Here is a 4,223-nt window from a genome sequence, read left to right as displayed (position 1 = left end):
GTTTGCAGAGCAAGGTTACGCTTGGCGCGGGCGCGCTGTTCTTCGTTGTTCAGTACCTGCTGGGCCTGTGCCAGGACCGGGGAGGGTTTGGCCTGGGGGGCCAGTTGATGGGCGGAACGCAGCAGGTCGCGGGCCAGCATCCACTGTTCCCGCTCACCGAAATATTCGCCCAGGGTGGTCAGGTCCTGAATCAGTTGCTGACGCTCCTCGGCCAGTTTCTGGCGTTCCTGCTTGGCGTGGGGCGCATGAAAGTCGGCCAGCTGCTGTTCCAGCCTGTCGTTGGCCAGCATGGCGACAGCCTGGGCCTGGCGTCTCTCTGCCAGTAACTGGTTCAGCTGGCGCTCTTCCTGTGTGGATAAGGCGGTGCTTAATTCATCCATGGCCGCCGGGTTCAGTACCTTGTCGCGGTTCTGGTCCAGCAGGTTGAAGGCATCATCCCATTGCTGCTTTCTGCCCAGTTCCTGGGCCTGGAGAATGATGTGCTGGCGGTACGCCTTGCTGGCCTGGCGGATTCCGGGGTATTGCTCCTGCAAGGCCGGGTATTCGGGGTGCCTGGGTTTGGTTTGTTCAATAATGGCGGCGGCCCGGCTGTAATTGTGTTGTTCCAGCGCAGCGCTGACATCGCTTTCCGGGTGGGGGTTGCCGAGGGTGGCACAGCCAGCCAGTACCGTGGCCAGGGTCAGGCTACTCGCCTTGTACACGTTGATGCTCCGTATTCAGTTTTGCCAGAAACTGGGCAATACGCTGTTCCATCAGCGTTTCGGACAAGGCGTGAACGCCATCGATACGATAGGTTCCCACGGGGTTTTCTTTGCCGCGAATACGCATGGCCCCGGATTCTGTGGCGCGAACCCGGGAGGCAATATTGGGGTTGGACAGAAGCGGTGCGGCGGCAATGATTTCGTTACCGCCGGCCATGTTCGACAGCCGTGAAGCCAAATTGACCGCGTCGCCCACCACGGTGTACTGCATGCGATCGCGTGACCCCAGATTGCCGGCCAGCATGTCACCGGAGTTGATGCCAATGCGGAATTCCACGGTGGTTTGGCCGTGGGCATGGCGGTGTTCATTGAGGCGCTCTACCAGCCGCTGGATCATCACCGCACAACACAGGCCGTGGAACAGGTGTTCATCATCTTTCTCCGGCACACCGAAGACGATCATGGCGCAATCACCCATGTATTTGTCGATGGTCCCCCGATAAAAGCTGGTGGCCGTGGTGATAGCATCAAAATAGACATTGAGCATGTCGGCGATGGCGTCCGGCGCCAGGTTTTCGGACAACCGGGTAAAGCCGACGATGTCCGCAAAGACCACCGTGGCGGAAACGTCACGGCCACCGAGTTGTACCTGATCCAGATCAGCCATCATGTTGCGTGCTACGGACGGGCTGACGAAACGTTGCAGCACCCGTTCTACCTGATCTTTTTCGAGCATGCCGTGGGCCATGGTGTTGTAGGCTTCGATCAGGCCGCCAATTTCGTCGTTGCGGCGATCCTGAATGCGGTAGTTGAGATCACCCTTGCGCATGGCGCTGGTGGCAGCCAGCAGGTCATGAATCGGCTGGGCCAGGCGGCGGCTGATCAGGAAAGCAACGATAATGGCGATCACGCTCATGATCAGGGTGGCGGTCACCATGGTGTCCTGCACGGCCTGGCGGGCTGCCACGATGGGGCGGTCAGACAGGGAAATGGCGGTGTGGCCGGCCACCGCATCGCTGATCTTGATCGGGGCGTAGTAGGTGGTGACGGGCTCGTCTTCCAGATCCCAGCGTTTTACCTGCTCATGCAGTGGGCTGGCGGCCAGCGGCAGAATGCCGGCCTTGTCGATCAGGTTGCCGTCGCGACCGAACAGGGCGGCGCCGCGAACGCTGTCGCTGCGGGCCAGGTTGTTGAGTTGTACCTTGAGAAAGAAGGTGTCGTCCGCCAGTAATGGTTCGCGGGCGGTGTTGGCCAGTTGCTGGGCGATGGCCGTGCCAAAGCTGTCTGCCTGGTCGCGCATGCGGCTGAGCTGATTGTTGAGTAGCAGGGTGCCGAGGATAGTCATGCCGCAGAGAATCAGCAGGGAAATGGACAGGCCCAGCTTCCAGGCCACCGGGAAATAGGCCGGGATATAGGGCGCCAGCCACTCGCCGAGGCGGGTGCGTTGGGGGGGGCTGGATTGTTCGGGGCCCTTTGGCGTGCTCACAGTTACGTCCCTGGTGTGGCTGTACGGGTTGTTCCTTTGTGTTTCTCTCGGCCTGCCGCAGTATCACTAGGCGCGGGGCGCCGGCCTGTGCTTGTCAGCGGCAGTGCTTGCTGTCAAATTCAGGCATGTGCCTTATGCCAACAATAGCATTTTAGTGGTGCCGGGTAAGTAGCCGTCTGACTGTTTGTTACCCGGCCTTGAATTAGGATATGAGTATGGCGTTTACGCGAGAGCGACAGATTCCTGCCAATGGGCTGGATTTTTTTGTAGCGGAGGCTGGCGAGGCCGGTGCGCCCCTGGTGCTGTGTTTGCACGGTTTCCCTGAATGCTGGGCTTCGTGGCGGTACCAGCTGCCGGTGCTGGCCCAGTCCGGTTATTACGCGGTGGCGCCGGATTTGCGCGGTTACGGCTTTACCGGTGGTCCCAAAGAGGCCGATGCCTACCGGCAGAGTGTGCTGGTTGAGGATGTGATGGCCCTGATTCAGGCGCTGGGCTATGACAGCGCCATCCTGATGGGGCATGACTGGGGCTGTGGCCTGGCCTGGCAGGTAGCACGCCGATATCCCAAAGCAATCAGAGCGGTGATCGGTATGTCTGTTCCCTATGGTGGCCCGGCGCCCGAGCCGCCTACTACCGCCATGCGCAAGCTGTTCGAGGACCGTTTTTTCTACATGCTGTACTTCCAGCAAGCGGCCCTGCCTGAGCAAGAGCTTGAGGCTGACGTGTCGTACAGCTTGCGATGTATTTTTCATGGTCTTTCCGCCGACGGGATCGCGGATTTCAAGGTCGGCCCGGATGATACCGGCTTCCTTCAGTCCATGCCGGTTCCGGCGACCCAGCCCCGCTGGATGCGCGAAGAGGACCTGGCTTATTACGTGGAGCGTTTTGAGCACAGCGGTTTCACTGGCCCGATCAACTGGTACCGGTCCATGGATGCTTCCTGGGAAGAAAGCCGTGATGACACTGACTGGCAGATCGTGATGCCGACCCTGTTTATCGGTGGCCTGCAGGACCCGGTGATCATGTTTGGCCAGAAAGCGCTGCAGCGCATGCCGGATTACATTCCGGACCTGCGTACCGTGATGCTGGATCAATGCGGCCACTGGATCCAGATGGAGCAGGCGGCTGAAGTGAACCGGGAAATACTGGCTTTTCTGGAAGAGATTCATGCCGATGAAGTCTGAGGTTAGCAACTTTCATAAGGTTGGGGAGTTTCATCGGGCATTTTCGTTGCCCGTGGAGCCTCGGCCAGTGGTGCCGGACGATGCGACCGTGCGCCTGCGTCTGGCCTTGTTGCTGGAGGAATTCCACGAGCTGGCCGAAGCGACGTGTCAGAATGCCAGTGATGCCCAGCAGGCGTTTCTCTCCACATTGGCCCAGGCCCGTGAGCAGTTGGAGGCGTTGGATCGGTTTCAGGTTGACCTGGTGGAAGTGGCGGATGCGCTTACCGATATCAACTATGTCACCTACGGCGCCGGGCACACTTTTGGTATTGACCTGAACGCCTGCTGCGAGGAGGTGCATCGCAGCAACATGAGCAAGTTGGGGGCTGATGGCAAGCCGGTGAAGGATGAGCGAGGAAAGGTGTTGAAAGGCCCGGCGTACTCGCCTCCGTCACTGGCGCCGGTGCTGGCGGCCCAGGCGGGCAATCCGCAAAGCGCTGGGTAATGTCTGGCGATCGTCAGGGGATGCGGTTGTGCAATACAGGTTGTGCAATACAGAAAAAAACCTGATTTACGTCAAGGCGGGGCGGTGCGGTCGGCGGCACTATGACTGCGGGATCTGATCCCGCTGCGTATGCTTCCGGTTGTCTCCGGAAACAATTAGGCCTCGGAAACGGGGCCTTTTTTTATGGGAGGCTGGATGCCTGACGCTGGACGCATAACGAGAAAAAATTAAACGAAAACCGGCTTGAGCCGATTTTTCCTTAGGCTTTAATTTTTGGCGTCAGGCGTCAGGCGTCAGGCGTCAGGCGTCAAGCGTCAGGCGTCAGGCGTCAAATTACCAATGAATCCCTTTGAACAGCCGCGAGAAAG

At 59.3% G+C, this 4,223-nt stretch carries 4 protein-coding genes; 2 read left to right on the top strand and 2 right to left on the bottom strand.

The genetic code is table 11. The features are described 5' to 3' along the window. Positions 1–701, bottom strand: a 701-nt coding sequence (locus tag A3754_RS11585) for a hypothetical protein (protein WP_063519812.1), incomplete at its 3' end; no start/stop codon positions are given. Further along, complete coding sequence (locus tag A3754_RS11580; protein WP_231880598.1) at positions 685–2,187, bottom strand: adenylate/guanylate cyclase domain-containing protein; 1,503 nt, start codon at positions 2,185–2,187, stop codon at positions 685–687. The genes A3754_RS11585 and A3754_RS11580, both read right to left, overlap by 17 nt. A gap of 215 nt (positions 2,188–2,402) precedes the next feature. Here A3754_RS11580 and A3754_RS11575 point away from each other — a divergent pair, with 215 nt between their 5' ends. Together A3754_RS11575 and A3754_RS11570 are read left to right on the top strand one after the other, a co-directional pair. Further along, a complete protein-coding gene (locus tag A3754_RS11575) occupies positions 2,403–3,371 on the top strand; it encodes an alpha/beta fold hydrolase (protein WP_063519811.1) in 969 nt (322 codons plus the stop codon). Beyond that, entirely contained in the window at positions 3,355–3,855 is a 501-nt protein-coding gene (locus tag A3754_RS11570; RefSeq protein ID WP_063519810.1) for a nucleoside triphosphate pyrophosphohydrolase family protein, read from the top strand. The genes A3754_RS11575 and A3754_RS11570 overlap by 17 nt, the downstream gene beginning before the upstream one ends. Positions 3,856–4,223: the final 368 nt, after the last annotated feature.

The organism is Alcanivorax sp. HI0083, from assembly GCF_001635175.1.
This window is presented reverse-complemented; position numbering and strand designations above follow the sequence as displayed.

Excerpts from the sequence above, each read along its gene's own strand:
- A3754_RS11575 (WP_063519811.1), top strand. The coding sequence starts at position 2,403 with ATGGCGTTTACGCGAGAGCGACAGATTCCTGCCAATGGGCTGGATTTT.
- A3754_RS11570 (WP_063519810.1), top strand. The coding sequence starts at position 3,355 with ATGCCGATGAAGTCTGAGGTTAGCAACTTTCATAAGGTTGGGGAGTTT.